Origin of the sequence: Streptomyces sp. NPDC093097 (genome assembly GCF_044754325.1) — a bacterium.
Lineage (GTDB): Bacteria > Actinomycetota > Actinomycetes > Streptomycetales > Streptomycetaceae > Streptomyces.
On the sequence record NZ_JBIVOW010000007.1, the window covers coordinates 262,457 to 281,071 of the forward strand.

Consider the following 18,615-nt stretch of genomic DNA (forward strand, 5'->3'; position numbering starts at 1 on the left):
CACCCGGAGCCGTGCCGGGTGCCCGCGGTCGTCGACGAACGTCGTGATGCGCAGACATGGCTGCCGCGGGCGCGGGGAGGTGCCGGGTGACGCGGGAAGTCAATCACCGCGTCAAGAAGGGGGTCAACTGCCGGTTTCCGGACGGGAATTCACCTTCTTGACGGAGAATGTCCGGTACGGTAAAGCGCCGGCGCGGCCTCTCCCGGTCTGTCCGCGGCTCGCTCGCCGACAGCGTTGGGGACGCTGTGGCATATGCACGGCCGTGGGGCGCATGCGCGCGCTCCCACCGCCGCAAGAGGCCGGCTCCGAGGCGGAATCCCCTTCCGACCGGAGCCCGGCAGCCCGAACGGCCCAGCCAAAACCAGCCCGAACACGGCCGAGAGTCCGCCCCACGGGTGGCGCGGACACCCGGCCGAGCCGCGCCGGCTACCGGCGGCGCTCCACCCTCCGCTCGTCCCACACCGGATCCGACGTCTCCCGGACCCGGCCGTCCTGCCCGAAGACCAGGTACCGGTCGAAGGACCGGGCGAACCAGCGGTCGTGCGTGACCACCAGCGCCGTCCCCTCGTACGCCTCCAACCCCTTCTGGAGCGCCTCGGCCGACTCCAGATCCAGGTTGTCCGTCGGCTCGTCCAACAGCAGCGCGGTGGCGCCGCCGATCTCCAGCAACAGGATCTGGAACCGCGCCTGCTGGCCACCCGACAGCTTCTCGAACGGCTTGTCCCCGTGCTGGTCCAACTCGTACCGGCGCAGGGCGCTCATCGCGGGCCCCCGGCTCTTGGCATGCTCGGTCCACAGGATGTCGACGAGGGTGCGCCCCAGCAGCTCCGGCCGCGCGTGGGTCTGCGCGAAGTGCCCCGGCACCACCCGGGCGCCCAGCTTCCACTGACCGGTGTGCGCGACCTCCTCGCCCGCCAGCAGCCGCAGGAAGTGCGACTTCCCCGACCCGTTGGAGCCCAGGACCGCGACCCGCTCCCCGTAGAAGACCTCCAGGTCGAACGGCTTCATCAGCCCGGTCAGTTCCAACTGCCGGCAGGTCACCGACCGCACCCCGGTACGGCCGCCCTTGAGCCGCATGGTGATCTTCTGCGGACGCGGCGGCTCGGGCGGCGGACCGATCTCCTCGAACTTCTGCAACCGGGTCTGCGCCGCGTGGTACCGCGACGCCATCTCATCGCTGCGCGAGGCGTACTGCCGCATATCGACCACCAGCCGCTTCAACTGGGCGTGCTTCTCGTCCCAGCGCCGCCGCAGTTCCTCGAACCGCTCGAACCGCTCCGCCCGCGCCTCGTGATACGTCGCGAAGCCACCGCCGTGCACCCACACATCACTACCGGCCGGCCCCGGCTCCACGCTCACGATCCGCTGCGCCGCCCGCGCCAGCAACTCCCGGTCGTGCGAGACGAACAGCACCGTCTTGCGGGTCTCCCGCAATTGCTCCTCAAGCCACTGCTTCCCCGGGACGTCGAGGTAGTTGTCCGGCTCGTCGAGCAACAGCACCTCGTCCGGCCCTCGGAGCAACGCCTCCAGCACCAGCCGCTTCTGCTCGCCGCCGGAGAGCGTCCGCACGGCCCGCCACTGCGCCTTCTCGTACGGGATGCCCAACGCCGACATGGTGCACATGTCCCACACCGTCTCGGCCTCGTAGCCGCGCGCCTCCGCCCAGTCGCTCAACGCCTGGGCGTAACTCATCTGCGCCGCCTCGTCGTCCCGCTCCATGATGGCGGTTTCGGCCTCGTCGACGGCGCGCGCCGCGTGCCGGATGCGCTCCGGCGCGACCGTCACGAGCAGGTCGCGCACCGTCCGGTCGTCCCGTACCGACCCGACGAACTGCGGCATCACCCCCAGCCCCCCGCTGACCGTCACCGAGCCGCCGTGCGGCTTCAACTCGCCCGAGACCAGGCGCAACAGCGTGGTCTTGCCCGCGCCGTTCGCCCCGACGAGGGCGGCGACGGCACCCTCGCCCACCCGGAAGGAGGTGTCATCGAGCAACACCCGCCCGTCCGGCAGGTAATACTCGACGTGCGCGACTTCTACATGCCCCATGATCGGCCCAAACTCAGGAATCGTTGCGAAAACCGAAGAACGCGAAACCGGACGCCTAGCGACGGCCGGCACCCCCCCATGACCGGGACCACATCCCGCTTTGTCACTGTATCGGAAGGGGAACCGCGCCCCGCGTGACGATCTCCCGCCGCACTCTTCCTGGTAGGGCGCCCGGCGGCCAACTGGTTTTCGCACCGGCAACGCATACCGGCCACCGCCCCGGCGGACCGGGCGGCGGCCGGCGCACCGCTGGATCGCACTCAGGCGCCGTCGGCGGCGGGCTTCTCCCAGACGGACACGTGCTTCTCGCTCTCGTCCGTGAACGGTTCCCCCGCCCGGCCCGACCTTTTCCCGCAGCCGGGCGACCATCGCGCGGGACAGGTCGATGCCCTGGGCCGGGGCCCCGCGGCGGGCCAGGGACAGTGCGAGACGACCGGTCCCGATGCCCAGTTCCAGCGCCCGTCCCTGCCCGGCGAGCCGGGCCAGGAAGGCCACGGCCGGATCCACGGCATCCGCCGCGAACAGCCCCCTGACGCATCGTCATACCTCGCCGCGACGCTCTCCCTGAAGTATCCGTCCGCGCCTTCCACGTCCTCCATGGCGGGACCGTACTGCGCGGGCCGGCCCACTGCGCGGCAGTTTTTCGGGGGCCGCCCGGCCGTGGTCCGCCGGCGCAGACGAGCCGGCCTGCCTACGGGCTCGTCAGCGGATGCCGGGGCCTCCGCTACCGCCACCGTAGGGAGTGGAAGGGCGGTAGTGGTTGATGAGGCCCGCGTGCTGGTTGGGGCGGGCGTCGCGGTGCGCGTCGGCGTGATCGAACCGCGACGGGCGGCCGCGCAGGAACGTGGCGATGCGCGTGGTCAAACGGCCGAGCCGGGCATTCATGGGTCCTCCCGTTGTTCGTGAACCAGGTACCCCGAGTCTACAAAACTCACCGGTAGGCGTGGTGATCTGACGTGATTCGCACCGGAGTTGAGGGCGAGCAACCGCAACCCCCGGGCAGGAAAGCAGGTTTGGGCGATCGCTGCCGCACCAGCCGCGTCCTTGCAGGCAGGCAGGCAGGCAGGCAGGCAGGCAGGCAGGCAGGCAGGCAGGCAGGCGGGCAGGGCGAGGCGGGTGCGGGAGCGGCGGTGCGGGATCCCCGCGCCCTCGCTCAGCTCCAGGTCATGGTGATCTGTCCCTCGAAATGGACGTATCCGGCGCGTTGGAAGGCGTGCGCCATGGGGGAGTTGCCGAGGTCGGTGGAGGCCCGGATGCGGGGGACGCCCTCCGCGGCGAGGACGCGGGTGCCCTCGGCGAGCAGGTCGTCGACATAGCCGTTGCCGCGATGCTCGGGCAGCACGGCGATATAGGCGATGACGGCGTTGTAGGCGTTGCGCGCGGGGAGGACAAAACCCACCGGCTCACCCCCGGGCAGGGCACCGACGCGCCACCAGTCCCGGGGGCTGGTGTACCGCGCCAGCTCCTCCTCGTAGTGCCTGACGGCCGCTGCGCGGGGGGACATCCGGGCCAGGTCGGCACGGTTGTGCGCGTCCAGCGTTCCGGTGAGGGCCGCGGTCATCAGCGAGAGGAGTTCCTCGGTGTCCGGGGCCGGGGCGAACGTGAGCCGCCCGCTCGGCGCGGGCAACGGGGTCTCCGGGCGCCATTCCAGACGCAACCGCTCGACGAACAGCCGGGCGCCGGTGCGCTCCAGGATCGTCATCCGGTCCTGGACGGCCTGCCGGGTGGCCGGGGTGTCGCGCCAGTCGGGCGGGACGTAGCGGCCGTACTCGGGCGCCGGGCCGCCGTGCGGGAGGGTGGCGGCCATGGCGGTGCGCAGCAGCCGTTCGCCGAGGTCGACGCGGTCGCCGGCCGGGAGGCCGTCGTCGATGTCGAGGAGGTCGAGGAGGGCCGGTGCGGTGCTTCCCGGGCGGCCCCACCAGGCGACTCTGGCCAGCGGCCGGTCGCCGCGGAGCGCCAGCCACATCCATTCCGGCCGTCGGCGGCCCTGGGCGAGGTCGTCCGCCAGTTCCTCGTTGAGGACGTAGGGCAGGTGGTTGAAGAGGTCGAGTTCGTGCGGCCCGGCGAGCGGGCGCAGGGTCAGGTCGTTCGGTTCCACGGTTGAGGCATGCTCCCCTGAAGGTGCCCGTCCGCTCCGGGGTCAGCTGTGGTCGGAACCCCGGGAGGAGACAGGCGCGGTGGTCATGGCGGTCATCGGCATATCCCTCCTCTCGTAGTCGTGATCCCACGGCCCTGGTGGCGGGACCCGGCAGCGAGTTTTACCCGAGCGTGGGAGCGCCCGCAACGTCTTTTCGGTGGGCGGGAGTTGACAGGTGGGGCGAGAGGTGGCCGGGTCAGCGCGGGACGGCTTCGCAGAGGGCGGCGGCGACCGCGATCTCGGTGCCGGCCAGGCCGACGGAACTGAAGACGGTGAGGTCGTCCGGTCCGGTGCGGGCGGGGGCCGCTCCGGCGAGGACGGCGCCGAGGGAGACCAGTCGGTCGGCGGGGAAGAGGGGCGGCGCGGGAGAACCGGCCGCCTGGGCCGGGGAGTCGGTGAGGACGGTCCGGGCCCGGTCGGCCAGGGTGACGGGCACCTCGTGGTGGGTGGCGGTCTTGGGCCCCAGGGTGGTGACGTGGGCGCCGGGGGCGAGCCAGTCGCTGTCCAGCACCGGGACCGCGCTGCCGGTGGCCACGATCACCACGTCCCGGTCGCGGACCGCGTCCTCGACCGTGGCCACCGCCCGTGCCTCGACGCCGAGTTCGTCGGCGGCCCGGCGGGCGAAGGCGGCGGCCCGCTCCCGGTGGCGGGCCACCACCACGGCGTCCACCACCTCCCGCACCGCGCACAGGGCCCACAGCTGCGTCCACGCCTGCGGCCCGGCCCCGACCAGCGCGACGCGGACCGGGCCGGGACGGGCCGCCACGTCCACCGCGACGGCGCCGATCGCCCCGGTCCGCCGCGGTCCCAGTTCGTCGCCGTGCACCACGGCCCGCAGCCGGCCGTCCTCCGTGCCCCATACGGCGACGAGTTGTTCCGCGCCGACGACGGTGTCGTAGGAGCGGAAGCCGAACAGCCCCTGGGAACGCAGCCGCCCCGCGGTGACCACCAGATCGCCGTCCCCGAGCCGGGCCTGGACCCGGGGCGGTGCGTCGAGGGTGCCGTGGTGCGCGGCGAGCAGCGCCTGGCGCACCGCGGTCACCGCCGTCCCGGCGTCCAGGTGGGCGCGGACATCGTCGTCGTCGAGCAGCAGCACGGGCACCGGCGTGTTCCCTTCGGCAGGCGGTGCGGAGCGACGCTCACTCTGCCGGGCGGGTGCCGTGCGGGGTATCGGCTTTTGGTCCTCCTCCCAAGGTCGGGTGTGCCGGCTCAGCCGGCCGGGATGACGTCGGTGGCGTCCAACGCGGGGCGCAGTGCGCGGGCGAGCCGGACGGCGTCGCCGACCGCCCAGAAGTGGACGAAGAACAGGCGGGGGGAGTCGGTCAGCCCGTGGTTGTGGAGTTCCACGAGCTTGGCGCCCGCCCGCCGCAGGGCCCGCAGGACGTCCTGGACCTCGCTGGCGATCATGCAGCAGTCCGCGCTGATCGCGGCCCGGCCGTGGCCCAGCGCCTGGAAGTTGAGGGCACTGGTCGATCCCAGGCCCGGCGGCAGCACCAGGTGGTGGTCGGTGATCCGCTCGCGGCGGACGAAGACGCACTTGTAGATCCCCTCGTCCACGGACCCCTTGGCGCCCAGGGCGCGGTCGATGCGGGCGGTGTCCAGATGGACCTTGACCGCCAGGTCGTGCGTCGCCGGGGGCGGGGTCGCGGTGCAGTCGAACGCGGCGCGGAGGCCGCGCGCCAGGGCCACCGGGTCGTGTCCGTGCCCGTGCACATGGACCCACCAGACGTCGGGGCGGTGCGAGAGCAGGTGCTTGTGCAGGGCGGTCAGGCCGATGCCGTGCTCCTGCAGGACGTCGACGAAGTCCTGGAGTTCGGGCTCGGTCACCACCACGTCGCCCATCAGCAGGGTGCTGTCGTCGGCATAGCGGACGAAGGAGACGTGCGAGCCGAGGGCGAGGGGCGCGGTGACGTTGATGCGTTGGGAGACCACCCGGAGGTCCCGGCGGGGGAGTCCGATGTGGTACATCATCTTGCGTTTGATGTCGCCGGTCCGGCCCAGCGCCTTGGCGACGTCCTTCCAGTCGGCGCGGGTGGTCTGGACGGGATCGATCAACTTGCTCCCGCCGCCCGAAGCGGTCGGCAGGACGGCGGGGTGGGCGCGGGCGGGGGTGGGCGCCGCGGCCAGCAGGGGGGCGAGCGCCCCCGCGGCGAGCACGCGTCGTCGTGAGGACCCCACGCGCGGGTCGGTGGTCTGCTGTCTGTCTCCAGCCATTAGGCGAGCACCTCCACGATGACCTCCATGAGGAGTTCGCAGCATGGCTGATCTGATGCTGCGTCACCTCACGTCTGGGGGCCATGTGGTCTAAGTGATCAACGTGACGGGTGAGCAGGCAGGGCAAACAGGGGCCTGGATGGGGGCGCGAGCCAGGCGGCGGCCAGGCCGGCTACGGGCGCAGAGCGGGGGTGTTCCTGAGGAAGTCGTCAAACCCCAGCGGCGGGCGCCCGAGCAGTTCGGCGACGTCGTCCGTGGCCCGGTCGTACCGGTTCTCGCCGTGCAGCCGCGCCATCGTGGCGATGTGCTCGAAGACGTGGGGCGGCAGGTCCTGCTTCCCGAGATCGTGCTTGAGCCAGTCCTCGTACGGGACGTCGACGTAGGTCACCGGACGGCCCAGGGCGGTGGAGAACTCGGCTGCGATGGCGGCCATGTCGCGGGAGGGTGTCCCGGTCAGTTCGTAGACGTGACGGGACGGTGGGGCCGGGTCGAGCAGGAGTCGTGCGATGACCTCCGCCACGTCGGCCGCGGCGATCGGCGAGGTCCGGGCGGAGCCGAACGGGAGGCGGATCGTGCCGTCCTGCCGGATGGAGGCGACCGCGACGCGGGTGAAGAGCGGATTCTCCATGAAGACCGTGGGCCGGACGTGGACGACCGGTGCCGCCGACCAGTCGAGGACGTGCTCGGCCAGCCAGTGCAGTCGCTGCTGCCGGGATTCGGTATCGCTGGTGAGGTCCATCTGGGAGACCGTCATCTGCGAGATGCTCACCAGCAGGTCGAGGTCGGCGCGCTCCCGGACGGCCGCCGCGACGGTCGTCGCCGCCTCCAGATAGGCGGGCGACACGCTCATCCCGAAGTAGGCCCGGCGGCAGCCCGCCAGGGCCCGGACCACGTCGGCGCCGCGGGTGAGGTCGCCGACCACCACCTCCACGCCGGTCATCGCCCGTAGCTCCGCGGCCCGTTCGTCGTCGTGGTGGACCAGCGCCCGGACCGGTACACCCTGGGCGTGCAACCCGTCGAGGACCGTTCGTCCGACTCCGCCGACTCCGCCGCCCACGCCGGTGACAAGGATGGGTCGGTCGTGCATGGCGATCGCCTCCTGCTTTCCGGGCCCGGGCGTCCGGTCTGCCCGGGGACGGCCTCACCTTAGGGTGGGGCCGGCCGGTCACCCGCGCAGCCCCGGCCGTGCCGGGGACGGCGTACGCCCGCTTGTCGTACCAGGGCGCCGCGGCGCGGCGTGGGCGGCTGCTCGGCCGCCGGGGAGGGCTGACCGGGTCCGTCACCAGGCACCCGGCCCTCCGCCAGTCAGTCGGCCCGCTCAGTACTCCTTCAGCGTAAGGGAGTTGACGAGTGCGTAGAACTCCCGCATGTCGCGGTCGCCGACGGCCTGTGCCGTCTCCGCCGGGGCCTGGTCGGCGGCGGCCCCCGCCTCCTCCATCTGCTGCCTGTTGTCCAGCGCGATCTGCTGGGTCGCCGTGACGTGCTCCCGCAGCTCCCGCTCGTAGGCGGCGAACGCCGCGCGGTGGTCGCCGTGCGCGGCCTTGAGCTCGCCCGCGAGGACGTAGGCGCCGATCAGCGCCAGGCTCGTGCCCTGGCCCGTCCCGGGGGAACCGCAGTAACCCGCGTCGCCGAGCAGCGCCACCCGGCCCCGCGACCAGCTGTCCATACGGATCTGGCTCATGGAGTCGAAGTGGAAGTCGGGCGCGTCCCACATGTGCTCCAGCGCGCGGGGGAACTCCCATCCCGCGCCGGCGAAACGCTCGGCGAGCAGGCGCTTCTGCGAGGCGAGGTCGCGGTGGTCGTACTCCAGCGGCTCCGCCTGCTGGAAGCCCAGGTACACCCTGGACTCCGTGTTGTTCCGGGCGCTCATGATGATGCCGCCCACCTCGCCGCTCTGGTGGTAGACCTGCCAGGAGTCCAGACCGAGGAAGTTGGGGGTGGTGAACAGGCCGATGTAGCTGCCCAGATGGTGGAGGTACGCGGATTCCGGGCCGAAGGCGAGCCTGCGCACGGTGGAGTGCAGCCCGTCGGCGCCCACGACCAGGTCGAACGTGCGGGGAGCGCTGCGCTCGAAGGTGACGTGGACCTCCCGGTCGCCCTGGGCGAGGGAGGTGAGGGAGTCGTTGAAGAGGTATTCCACCGTGTTGTCGGTGGCCTGGTGGAGGATGCGGCACAGGTCGTCGCGCATGATCTCGACGTCGGGGTTGTCGATCCGGCCGCCGGTGAACGTCTGCTCGGTGCTGCTGTACAGCTCCTCGCCGGCCGCGTCGACGACGGTCATGCCGCGTATGTCGGTGGTGAGTTGGCGGATCTCGGACAGGATGCCCATGCGCTCGGCGACGTCCAGTGCCGGCCCCCGCACATCGATCGCCTGGCCGCCGGGGCGCAGGTCCGGGGCGCGCTCCACCACGGTGACGTCGAACCCGTGGCGGCTCAGCCAGTACGCCAGGGCCGGTCCGGCGATGCTGGCACCGGAGACAAGGATGTTCGCGTTCTCCACCTGGAGGCTCCTCCGTAGCAGTTGGACGTGCTGGTGTGGACGCGGAGCGCTCGCAGGAAGGTTGCTTTCACGCCACGACGGCTTTTTCGCCGGCGTGTTCAGCGGGCGGACGTCCGACTTCTGAGGAGCGGTGGAGTGCGCCGGGTCAGTCGCCGGCTTCCGCGAGCCGGCGCAGCAGTGGTTCCACCTCGGTGAGCAGGCGGATCTCCTCCGGGGTGAGTCCGGCCAGGCGCCGGGTCAGGACGTGTGCCTCGCCGCGGGCCACGTCCGCCAGTGCCGCGGTGCCCTGTTCGGTGAGCAGGACTCGGCTGGCGCGCCGGTCCTCGGGGTCGGCCTCCCGGCGCACCAGGCCGGCGGACTCCAGCCCGAGGACCGTTGCGGTGGCGGTGGGTTGGGAGCACGGCACCCACTGTGCGATCTCCCCGATCCGGGAGGGTCCGCGCTGGTTCAGCAGCGCCAGCACGGCGGTGTGCGTGAGCTGGATGCTGCCCGCCGTGGCCGACCTGCGCAGGCTCCGGGTGAGCCGGTGCAGCGAGATCACCAGCTGTAGCGCCGCGTCGTCACCGATCGTCATTGCTCACCCATCGCCTGCCGTGCCGGACGTGCTCCGCGGCGGGGGCCTGTCCAAGGCCCCCGCGGTGGATCAGGAGAGCGTAATGGTTGGGGAGTACATCTCCAACCACAGGGCCAGGTCCAGGGTCCGCTCAAGACCGCGCCGGGGTGCCTGGGTGATCTGCGGTGCGTCGTGGTTGGCGGCCCGCTTGAGCCAGTCGCGGTCGACGAGGTCGAACACCTGGTGCGAGGGGCGCGCCAGCAGCTCCTTGGCCTGCTGCTGGAGCGCGACCGCGTACTGCGGGTCCTGTGTGGAGGGGTACGGGCTCTTCACCCGGTCGTAGACCGACCTGGGCAGCACATCGGCGGTGGCCTCGCGCAGCAGGCTCTTCTCCCGTCCGTCGAAGGACTTCAGGGACCAGGGGGTGTTGTAGACGTACTCCACCAGGCGGTGGTCGCAGAAGGGGACGCGGACCTCCAGCCCGACGGCCATGCTCGCCCGGTCCTTGCGGTCCAGCAGGATGCGGACGAAGCGCGTCAGGTGCAGATAGCAGATCTTCCGCATGCGGAACTCGAAGTCGCTCTCCCCGTCGAGCCGTTCGACGTCCTTGACGGCGCGGTCGTAGCCGTCCTGGATGTAGGTCCCCAGGTCGAGGGCGCCGGTGACGCCGGAGGTGAGGATGTTCCCGTCGTCGCCGAAGTGCTGGGCGTGGCGCACCAGCCAGGGGAAGGTGTCGGCGTTGCGGGCGTCCTCGTCGAAGAACTGCTTGTACCCGCCGAAGACCTCGTCGGCGGACTCGCCCGACAGCGCCACCGTCGAGTGCTGCCGGATCGCCTTGAACAGCAGGTAGAGGGAGGCGTCCATATCGCCCAGGCCCATGGGTATGTCGCGGGCCCGGATCATCTTGGCGCGGACGTCGGGGTCGGCCAGGGTGGCGGAGTCCAGCACGATGTCCTGGTGCTCGGTGCGGGCGAGCCGGGCCACGTCGTGCACGAAGGGCGTGTCGGGGGTGGCGCGCAGATCGTCGGCGACGAAGTTCTCGGTCTGGCCGACGAAGTCGACGGCGAAACTGCGCACCGTCTCGCCGGCCTCGGCGAGTTGGCGGGCCGCCAGCGCGGTCATCGCCGAGGAGTCCAGCCCGCCCGACAGCAGGGTGCAGCGCGGTACGTCGGAGACGAGCTGGCGGCGGACGATGTCGTCGAGCAGCGTCCGGACGTGGCCGATGGAGGTCTCGCGGTCGTCCTGGTGGGCCCGGGTCCGCAGCGACCAGTAGACGTGCCGGCGCAGCCCGTCCGCGTCGACGGTGACCACGGTGCCCGGCTCGACCTCGTGCATCCCGTCCCACACGGCGTGCCCGGGGGTCTTGACGAAGGCGAACAGCTCACGCAGCCCGTCCAGGGCGACCCGCCGCTCGGCGAGCGGGTTGGCGAGGATCGCCTTGGGCTCGGAGCCGAACAGCACGCCGTCGGCGGTGGGGTAGTAGTAGAACGGCTTGATGCCCATCCGGTCGCGGATCATCACCAGCCGTCGGCGCTGTTCGTCCCAGACCGCGAACGCGAACATCCCGTTGAGGCGTTCGGCGACCGCCTCGCCCCACTCCAGATAGCCGCGGAGCACCACCTCGGTGTCGGAGTCGGTGGTGAAGTGGTGTCCCTTGCCGGCCAGTTCGCCGCGCAGCTCGCCGAAGTTGTAGGTCTCACCGGAGTACACGATGACGACCTGGGTGCCGTCGGCGCGTTCGGCGGTCATCGGCTGCCGTCCGCCGGGCAGGTCGATGATGGCCAGGCGACGGTGGCCGAGTGCGGCGGAGCCCTGCACCCAGGTGCCGCGGGCGTCGGGCCCGCGGCAGGCCATCGTCTCGGTCATCGCGTCCACGGTCGCCTGCTCGGCGCGCAGGTCGCGGTCGAAGGAAATCCATCCGGTGATGCCGCACATGCCTTGTCCTCCTACTCCGAGCCCTGGGGGCCGCCGGAGCCGCGGGCACGGGGAGGTGCCGCTGCGGGCCGGGGGTCGGGAGGGGCGGGCGAGGCCGTTGGGCGGTCGCCCGACCCGCTCCACCAGAGTCAGTTGTATCGAGCACCTATGTAATGAGGGTCTTCCTCAGGGGCCCGCCGCGTCAACCGGGGGTGTCTCGCGGGACGGGGCGTCCACGGACGCTCCCGGGCCTGCGCGAGGGCTCGGCGGCGGCCCGTGCGGCCGCGCTGAACTGCGGCTTCGCCGAGGGGGCGGACGCCGGGCAGCGCGGCCGGCAGGCGGGACGCCCAACGGAAACGAGGGAAAGGTTTTACCGGGAGGTGACGGACCGGGACGGGCGGGGCGGGGCCGGTCGCGCGCAGTCCGCCGACCGGCCCGGCCCCGCCCCGGGCGTCAGCCGTGCTTCCGCCCCGACCGGCCGGCCACCGGCACGTCCAGGGCGCGGGCGATACCCACCACACCCTCGTCGAGGCGCTGGAGGTGCCGCAGCACACGGAAGGTGACGGTGTGCGACGCCGGCACCGGCGAGCCGTCCGCCCCCAGCAGCGAGGCGATGCTGGCGCCGCCCTCCACCTCGCCGTCGACGGGCTGGTCCTGCACCCGCGCGGCGATCAGATCGATGTTGCGCGCGATCCGCCGGCCGGCGCGCTCCAGCCGGGGATCGGCCGCCACCGACCGGCTGGACGGCAGGAGTTCGGCCGTCGCCGCCAGCGACCGCGCGTGATAGGCGCAGGTCTCCAGCATCGCCACCAGATAGCGCGCGGTCTGCCGGCGCACCCGCAGCGGGGTGATGGGGTGCACCAGCGGCTGGGCCGAACCGCGCAGGTCGTTCAGCGCGGTGTCCAGATCGCGTGCCAGGGTCAGCAGGTCCACCGCCTGGCCGCCGGACAGCTGGGCCACCGCCGCCGACACCGCCTCCTGCAACCGCTCCAGGACCGTGCCCAGCAGCTCGTCCGTGCGCCGGTCGGTGTGCACCGGCAGCACCAGCACCGCGGCGATGATCCCGCACGCCGCGCCCAGCGCGGTCTCCTCGATGCGCAGCACCAGCGTCGCCACGCTGTAGGTGTCCAGGAGGGTGTAGAGCAGACCGAGCATCGCGGTGACGAAGAACGACATCAGCGCGTACGACAGCGGCGCGGTGAAGAACATCCCGAAGACGCAGAGCAGCACCAGCGCGAACGCCGTCCAGGTGTGGTTGCCCACCAGCCCGGCCAGCGCCACACCGGCGACCACACCGAGCACCGTGCCCACCAGCCGGCGGTAGCCCTTGACCAGGATCTCGCCCGTGGAGGCGGTGTTGAGGAACACCACCCAGCAGGTCAGCACCGCCCAGTACCAGCGCTGGGTGGACAGGAACTCCCCGCCGACGATGGCCAGCGCGGAACCCACCGCCACCTGGAACGCGGCCCGGGTGGTGGGCCGCCGGAGCCCGGTGCGCCCGTCCTCCTCGTCCTCCTCCACCCCGACGATCGCCAGGTCCTCCGCGTCGAACTCCTCCCGCGACCGGCTGGTCGCCGAGGTGTCGTCGGACTCGTCCTGCGGCCCGTCCAGCGCCAGCCGCAGACCCAGCACCGCGCGGGCGGCCTCGCCGAGCGCACGGAACGCGTCCTGGACGGCCCCCGAACCGCGCGGCAGGTTGTCCTCGTCGCGGTAGCCCAGCAGCCGGTTGCGGACGTGGGCCAGCGCGGTGCCGCGGTCCTCGGGTGCGCGGCGGGCCACCAGCAGCCCCAGCGCGTCGAGGCCCCGGCGCAGCGTGGCCACGGAGTCGCCCTCGGAGTGCATGCGGTTGGCGCCGGCCGGTACGGGGGCGTGCGGCAGGTGCAGGGTGAGGGTGTCGGTGCGTTCCGCGCTGCGGGCGTTGAGCAGCGTCATGCCCAGGCGTTCGGCGGCGATCTCGGCGTCCGCGACGCGGCGTTGGAGCAGCGCCGCGGTCGTCGCGTCGCGGGTGCCCTCCTCCAGGCGGCCCTGGATCATCAGCGCCGTCTCGTGCAGCCGGGCGGTGTGCCGGCGCAGGTCGTCGAGGACCCCGTCCATCTCCTCGGGACCGGCGTCCACCAGCTCCCGATGGGTCGCCACCAGCTGGGCCAGGCGGGCCCGGAACGCCTCCCGCAGCCGGCTCAGCGTGCGCTCGGGGGTGTCCGGCACGACGGCGAACCGGATCACCGCGCTGCACGCGAACGCGATGGTCAGGGTCACGAACAGCTCAGGCAGCGTGGGCACCGTGGCGTGCACGAACAGCGAGATGAAGTAGATCTGAAAGCCGATCAGCCCCAGTGCCGTCCCGCGGTCGCCGAACCGGCGCGCGTAGGCGGCGCCGAAGATCAGGGCGATGAAGACCAGGTCACCGGCGATGACCTGGTTGTGCAGCAGCACCCCCAGCGCCACCGCGGCCAGCGCGACCGGCAGCCCCAGGGCGAGGGTGGCAGCCTGACCGCGCACCTCCTTCTCCCGGACGGCGAAGGTCGCGACCATCGCCACCATGGCACCGGCGACCATGAGCGTGACGCTGGTGCCCAGCAGCGCCAGGACGACGAGGGCCAGGACGATCGCCCCCACCGTCCGCAACCCCGCCATCAGCCGCAGCAGTCCCGGGTCGGACGCCGCGAAGCGGTCCCAGATGCCGGTACCGGTCCGTCGTATCGCTGCCTTCACGCTGCCGTTCGCTCCCCATCTCTGGCATCGGCCGAGGTCACGCGCCATCGGCCGGGCGTCCTCAGCATCGCACGAGGACCGGCCGAACGGCGCTGGCGTGCGTCGTCAGGTGGCCTCGTACGCCGCGCCGGCCACCGCGAGGTCCTCCCAGGCCATGCCGACGCTCTTGAAGAGGCGGGGGCGTTCGGGGTCCACGGCGGACGCCCCGGTGGCCAGCGCGGCGAGCGTCACCAGGGACTCCGGGGCGAGCCGGCCGCTCTCCAGCTCCGGGATGAGATCGCCGGCCTCGCGCGCCGCGGCGGCCTTGGACTCGACCACGACCGTGCTGCGCAGGACGGCGGTGCCGTCCACCTCGCGGCTGCCGCGCTCGTGGGAGCCGACCGCGGTCACCATGGCGTGCGGCGGGAGCAGGGCGCCGTCGAACAGCGGGGTGCGGGCGGTGGTGCAGCAGGCGACCAGATCGGCGCCGGCGACCGCGGACGGGTCGCCGGCCTCGACGGACAGGCCGGTGTCCCGGCGGACGGCGGCGATGAAGTGCTCGACGTTCGCCGGGGTGCGTCCCACGACGGTGACATGGGTGAGCGGCCGCACCGCGCGCAACGCGTCGAGATGGCCGCGGGCCTGGGGCCCGGTGCCGAACACCACCAGGCGGCCGGCCTCGGGGACGGCGAGCAGATCGGCGGCGAGGGCGGAGACCGCGGAGGTGCGCACCGTGGTCAGCGCGATCCCGTCGAGCAGGGCGAGGGGGGTGAGCGTCGCGGCGTCGAAGAGCAGGTACTGGCCCTGGACGCGGGGGAGTCCGGCGGCCGGGTTGTCCGGGGCGACGGTGGCCACCTTGACGCCGGTGTACCGGCTGCGGTGCGCGGGCATCAGCAGCAACTGGCCGTGCTCGACGGGCACGATGGTGCGCGGCGGATCGGCCTCCGGGTCCGGGCCGTCGCGCAGGGCCGCGCGCAGCGCGTCGACGGCCGCGGCCATCGGGAGGGCGTGCAGCAGCCGGGCCGCGTCGATGAACCGGGGCGGGTACGGGTCTGGGGGCAGGGCGCTCATACCGCCGAGTCTGCCCCGGCCCGGCGCCGGGATGCGCGATCTACGGCGCGCCGGGGGGACGGGGCGGAGGGGAGGAGCGGTGCTGTCCGGTCGGGTGTGCTCCTCCCCTCCGCGGTCTTTCAACAGGCGCCGAGGTCCTGCCAGACCCCGGAGCCGCCGGAGGAGGGCGTCTCGCCCTGTGTCCACCACCGGGCCTTCCAGGTGTGGCCGTTGTAGGAGACGGTGTCGCCGCCCACGTATGCGGTGCCGGCGCTGTACGGGCCGGCGGCGCAGCTGCCGCCCGGGGGAGTGGTGGGTGGCGGGGTGGTCGGAGGCGTGGTGGGCGGGGTGGCGCCGGCGAACTTCACCGAGAACTTGGTGAAGTCCCAGTCACCCTGCGGAACGCTGCTGCACGTCCCCGAGGTCCGGCCGTTGTTGTCCGGCGGGGTGCACTGCCGGTCGCGGTTGACCGACCAGTTGGTGAAGCGCGCCATGTGGTGGGAGGTGGCGAAGTCCAGCACGGTCTGGAAGTCCGCCTGGGTGAAGAACTCCCCCGTGTCGCTGCGGCCGTTCATCTGAGAGATGCCCTCGTGGGCGTAGGCGGTGGCCTCGTCCCAGCCGAAGGTGGTGCGCAGCACGGCGTTGAGGTTGGTGAGCGCGGCGGTCTGGGCGGCGGCGCCGTTGAAGCCGCCGTCGAAGGGCATGATGGAGAAGTTGTCCGGGACGAAGGACTGGGACTTGGCCTCGTTCAGCATCTGCTTGCCGAACCACCCGGTGCCGTCCGCGGTCCCGGCGGTGGTGACGGAGAGGTAGAGGCCGGGGTTCTTCTGCTGGAGGATCTTGGCGGCGCCGATCTCGTTGTGGATGGCCGCGGTGTTCTCGTACTCCGGCTCCTCCAGGTCGAAGTCGAGGGCTTTGAGGCCGTACTTGTCGATGACCTGCTGGTAGGCGGCGGCGGTCGCCTCCGGCGTGCCGCACGCCTGGCCGAGCTTGGTGCCGTTGTAGCCGCCGATGGACGCGGAGACATCGCCGCCCTTCGCGCGGATCGCGGAGATCACCCCGCTCACCGCGGTGTCCGAGGCCACCGGGTGCAGGCCGTCCCAGGTCGGTGAGCAGCCGCCGCCGTTGGGGGCCAGGATGAAGGCGAGCTGGAACGCCTTGATGCCGGTGGCGTCCATCACCGCGCCGGCGTCCGGCGGGTCGTTGTCGAGCGGCATGAAGTACGGCGCCGCCGCGTACCAGTTGCTGTCCAGGGCCTTGGGGGCGGGGGCGGCGGCCGGGGCCGGTGGGGCGGCCCGGTGTCCGGTGGCGAGCGCGGTGCCGGCGGCGGCGAGCGCGAGCGCGGCCGCCGAGACGGCGGTGGCGAGAGTCCTGATCTGACGAGGTGGCACAGGCCCTCCAACAAGCCGACGAGGGGGGTGGTCCAGACCAATTGCCCCACAGCGTGAACCCTCGCGGTGAGCAGGTCAACACTTTGGACTGGACCAATGTGCCGAGCGGGGTCCGATGCCTCATGTTCCGTGGCGCGGAGGAGGATTCAGGCGTGCGACGGGTGGGTGCGAGCGGCGGTCGCGTGGGCGGCTAAGGTGGCCTGTCGTGCCTCCCCTGCCCGCTATGGCCCGCATGCCCGCGCCGCTCCGCCGCGCCGCCGGCGCCCTCGCGCTCCTCGCCCTGCCGCTCGCCGGCTGCTCCCCGGCCACCCCGGCCGGAGCGGGCCGCCCGACCCCGACGCCCCACGCCCGGCCCGGCGTCGAACTGCCCGCCGCGCACGCCGCGTTCGACTACCAGATCGGCGGGCCGTACCGCCCGGCCGACGACGTCGAGGTCGTCTCCCGCGACCGCACCGCACCGCCCGCACCCGGTCGCTACACCCTCTGCTACCTCAACGCCTTCCAGGCGCAGCCCGGCGCCGACGCCCGGCGGTGGTGGCAGCGCAACCACCCCGACCTGCTCCTGCGCGACCGGGACGGCTCTCCCGTCATCGACGAGGACTGGAACGAACCCCTGCTCGACATCTCCACGGCCGCCAAGCGCACCGCCCTGCTCGACATCGTCGGCCCCTGGATCGACGGCTGCGCCAAGGCCGGCTTCGACGCGGTCGAACCGGACAACCTCGACTCCTACGAACGCTCCGAGGGCCTGCTCACCAAGGACCACGCACGGGCCTTCGCCACCCTCCTGACCCGGCGGGCCCACCAACGGGGCCTGGCCGCCGCACAGAAGAACGCCGCCGACCTCCTCCCCGAAGCCCGCCGCACCGGCTTCGACTTCGCCGTCACCGAGGAGTGCGCCCGCTACCACGAGTGCCCCGCGTACGCCACGACCTACGACGACCGGGTCTTCGACATCGAATACCGCCGCACCGACCTCGCCACCGCCTGCCGTGCCTGGGGCGACCGGCTCTCCTTCGTCCTGCGTGACCGCGACGTCAGCCGGCCCGGCGAGGACGGCCACCTCCGCCGCACCTGCTGAAACGCCGCCCGGACCCGGCCGGCCCCGCCCGGGGCACACCGACCGGCCCGGCCAGACACTGGGGCGCTTCTGGCGGATCTCCGCGGCGTCACGGAGATCCGTCGGAAGCGCCCTAAGGACTGTCCCGTAATCCCTGGTGGGTCAGCGTGCGGCGTCGGATGCACTGCACTCGCTGCGCTCGCTCCGTCTCGGCTCCGGCCTTAGTCCTCTGGATGCCGAGCTGCATCGCAAGGCGGAGGGGCGTCCGAATACTGGATGTATTCGGGCGTTCCGACAACGCGGCGTGGGGGTGCCCCCTGCTCGAAGAGCTTGGGGGAGTGCCGTAGCCGTCGTCGCGCGCCCGCCGGGGATTACGGGACAGCCCTTAGACTCGTGAAAATGGCCAAGTACTTCGACGTTCACCCGGACAACCCCCAGCGCCGCACCATCAGCACGGTGGCCGACGCGATCCGCTCCGGCTCGCTCATCGCCTACCCGACCGACTCCTGCTTCGCCCTCGGATGCCAGCTCGGCAGCCGCGACGGCATCGACCGCATCCGCTCGATCCGCAACCTCGACGACCGCCACCACTTCACCCTGGTGTGCCAGAACTTCGCGCAGCTGGGGCAGTTCGTCCAGATCGACAACGACGTCTTCCGCGCGATCAAGGCGGCGACCCCCGGCAGCTACACCTTCATCCTGCCCGCGACGAAGGAGGTCCCGCGCCAGCTCCTCCACCCCAAGAAGAAGACCGTCGGCGTCCGGATCCCCGACCACACCGTCGCCCAGGCACTCCTCGCCGAACTCGGCGAGCCGCTGCTCTCCAGCACCCTGCTGCTGCCCGACGAGGCCGAGCCGCTGACCCAGGGCTGGGAGATCAAGGAACGCCTGGACCACGTCATCGACGCGGTGGTCGACTCCGGCGACTGCGGCACCGAACCCACCACCGTCATCGACTTCTCGGGCGGCGGCGTGGAGATCGTCCGGCGGGGCGCCGGCGACCCGTCGCGGTTCGAGTGAGGGGCGGCGGCGCGAGGGCAGGCAAGCGGAACCGCGCGA

General features: G+C 72.3%; 14 protein-coding genes. 2 read left to right on the forward strand and 12 right to left on the reverse strand.

Annotated elements, in window-relative coordinates:
* Positions 1-426 precede the first annotated feature (426 nt).
* The 12 genes from ACIQE0_RS15265 to ACIQE0_RS15320 all read right to left on the reverse strand — a co-directional run bounded on the left by ACIQE0_RS15265 (position 427) and on the right by ACIQE0_RS15320 (position 16,496).
* Positions 427-2,046 carry an ABC-F family ATP-binding cassette domain-containing protein gene (locus tag ACIQE0_RS15265; protein WP_402332047.1) on the reverse strand — a complete coding sequence of 540 codons (1,620 nt, stop codon included), beginning with the start codon at positions 2,044-2,046 and terminating at the stop codon, positions 427-429.
* A gap of 702 nt (positions 2,047-2,748) precedes the next feature.
* Complete coding sequence (locus ACIQE0_RS15270) at positions 2,749-2,931, reverse strand: hypothetical protein (protein ID WP_366328801.1); 183 nt, start codon at positions 2,929-2,931, stop codon at positions 2,749-2,751.
* A gap of 268 nt (positions 2,932-3,199) precedes the next feature.
* Positions 3,200-4,144, reverse strand: a complete 945-nt coding sequence (locus ACIQE0_RS15275; protein ID WP_402332049.1) for a GNAT family N-acetyltransferase — start codon at positions 4,142-4,144, stop codon at positions 3,200-3,202.
* A 235-nt stretch (positions 4,145-4,379) separates the two neighbouring features.
* On the reverse strand, positions 4,380-5,285 hold the full coding sequence (locus ACIQE0_RS15280; RefSeq protein ID WP_402332052.1) for an ornithine cyclodeaminase family protein: 906 nt from the start codon (positions 5,283-5,285) through the stop codon (positions 4,380-4,382).
* Between the two features lie 107 nt (positions 5,286-5,392).
* Positions 5,393-6,397 carry a DUF1259 domain-containing protein gene (locus ACIQE0_RS15285; protein WP_402332055.1) on the reverse strand — a complete coding sequence of 335 codons (1,005 nt, stop codon included), beginning with the start codon at positions 6,395-6,397 and terminating at the stop codon, positions 5,393-5,395.
* Positions 6,398-6,569: 172 nt separating this feature from the next.
* Entirely contained in the window at positions 6,570-7,484 is a 915-nt protein-coding gene (locus ACIQE0_RS15290) for an NAD(P)H-binding protein (RefSeq protein WP_402332058.1), read from the reverse strand.
* A 231-nt stretch (positions 7,485-7,715) separates the two neighbouring features.
* Positions 7,716-8,897 carry an FAD-dependent monooxygenase gene (locus ACIQE0_RS15295; RefSeq protein WP_366328791.1) on the reverse strand — a complete coding sequence of 394 codons (1,182 nt, stop codon included), beginning with the start codon at positions 8,895-8,897 and terminating at the stop codon, positions 7,716-7,718.
* 145 nt (positions 8,898-9,042) lie between these two features.
* Positions 9,043-9,471 (reverse strand): MarR family transcriptional regulator, encoded by a 429-nt coding sequence (locus ACIQE0_RS15300; RefSeq protein ID WP_366328789.1) that lies wholly within the window; start codon positions 9,469-9,471, stop codon positions 9,043-9,045.
* A 69-nt stretch (positions 9,472-9,540) separates the two neighbouring features.
* On the reverse strand, positions 9,541-11,385 hold the full coding sequence (gene asnB, locus ACIQE0_RS15305; protein ID WP_402332062.1) for an asparagine synthase (glutamine-hydrolyzing): 1,845 nt from the start codon (positions 11,383-11,385) through the stop codon (positions 9,541-9,543).
* A gap of 432 nt (positions 11,386-11,817) precedes the next feature.
* Positions 11,818-13,998, reverse strand: coding sequence for an FUSC family protein (locus tag ACIQE0_RS15310; protein WP_366329243.1), 2,181 nt, complete (start codon positions 13,996-13,998; stop codon positions 11,818-11,820).
* Positions 13,999-14,181: 183 nt separating this feature from the next.
* Positions 14,182-15,126: an ornithine cyclodeaminase family protein gene (locus ACIQE0_RS15315; protein WP_402332065.1), complete on the reverse strand. Its 945-nt coding sequence runs from the start codon at positions 15,124-15,126 to the stop codon at positions 14,182-14,184.
* Positions 15,127-15,245: 119 nt separating this feature from the next.
* Positions 15,246-16,496 (reverse strand): chitinase, encoded by a 1,251-nt coding sequence (locus ACIQE0_RS15320; protein ID WP_402332068.1) that lies wholly within the window; start codon positions 16,494-16,496, stop codon positions 15,246-15,248.
* A 232-nt stretch (positions 16,497-16,728) separates the two neighbouring features.
* Between ACIQE0_RS15320 and ACIQE0_RS15325 the strand changes: the two genes are divergently transcribed.
* Positions 16,729-17,577, forward strand: coding sequence for an endo alpha-1,4 polygalactosaminidase (locus ACIQE0_RS15325; protein WP_402332288.1), 849 nt, complete (start codon positions 16,729-16,731; stop codon positions 17,575-17,577).
* A 378-nt stretch (positions 17,578-17,955) separates the two neighbouring features.
* Entirely contained in the window at positions 17,956-18,576 is a 621-nt protein-coding gene (locus tag ACIQE0_RS15330) for an L-threonylcarbamoyladenylate synthase (RefSeq protein WP_366328781.1), read from the forward strand.
* Positions 18,577-18,615: the final 39 nt, after the last annotated feature.